This window comes from Bacteroides sp. ET71 (assembly GCF_023336905.1).
GTDB lineage: Bacteria > Bacteroidota > Bacteroidia > Bacteroidales > Bacteroidaceae > Bacteroides.
The window spans coordinates 1-1,138 of record NZ_JAMBLS010000098.1; the positions used below are offsets into that span (position 1 = coordinate 1).

At 57.5% G+C, this 1,138-nt stretch carries 1 protein-coding gene; it reads right to left on the bottom strand.

The window, feature by feature from the left end; translation table 11 throughout:
- Positions 1-147 precede the first annotated feature (147 nt).
- Positions 148-1,138: DUF3945 domain-containing protein (locus M3090_RS15315; RefSeq protein WP_249057711.1), on the bottom strand; the 991-nt coding region annotated here is incomplete at its 5' end.

Sequence of the window (1,138 nt, forward strand, 5' to 3'; positions counted from 1 at the left end):
CGCCCATGTTACGGCATAGCCGTTGCCTTCCAGATACCCGTCCCTCCTTTGTCCTGCTCCCACGATTGCCGCGATGTTTTGCGCCACCGACGGCTTTTCTGCGATGATAACATTCTTCATATACACTTATATATTATAGGTAAGTAATTAGAGTGATGCACCGACTCCCTTTTTCTCCGACTTCCGGATACGGCGGTTCTGGGACGCCGTCTGCGCGGATTGTTTCGGCTGCCCGCCAGTCTGTCCCTGCGACTGCTTCTTGCTCTTGTCGGGATTCCAGCGGAAGAAGTCGAACTTCATCTTCTCGTAGTTGGGGCGTACATAGGCGTTGAACGTGCCTCCGACGCCGTCGGACATGCCCTTGACATAGGCAGCTTTGCCCGCTTTCAACGCATCTTTCTGTTCCTGGCTCAGTTCCACCCCTTTCAGCTTCTGCGGGATGATGATTTCGCGCTGTCCGCTCTGGCTCTGCCCCTGCTCCACCTTGCGGTTCAGCCCCCGGAAGTCGTAATCGAAGCCGCCCTTGCATACATTATACTGGAGGCGTGCGTCGTAATGCTTCTGCCTCCGCTCGGACCACATGCCCTCGACCAATACGGACTCGCCGTTCATCAGGCGGAGTCCTTGGTCTTCGGTCAGCGTTACGCCGTTGATTTCACGTACCTGCTTCATATCCTGCATGGGAAGGTGGTGCAGGCGGTTGGTCTTGGGGTTGAAGGAAAGAAGGCAGGTTTCTACCGTGCCATCGGGCTGGCGGATGTCGATAGGACGTCCGGCATTGTGTGTTTTGAGCAAGCTGTCCTGCACCTCCTGAGGAAGTTCAGTGCCCATGTATTCGCCCAGTTCCGGGCGTTGCCTGCAGCACTCGATATTGAGCACGGGTTTCCCGTCGGGCGATTCCACCAGCCGGATGCAGGCAGGCGTTTCGAGGCTGATGCCCTCGAAACTGGTCTTGATGTCCAGTACGGCGGATTCATGCCCGTTGAGCAACCGTGCCGTACCGATTTCGCCCAACGATTCGGGTGTGATGCCCATGCGTGCGAGCTTCTGCCAGTCCACCTGCTCCATGCTCCACTTCGTGGATTGCTGCGGGGCGGGTTCTTCGGTGGCGGGAGCCTGCCGCAAGTCCTGTTTCCGC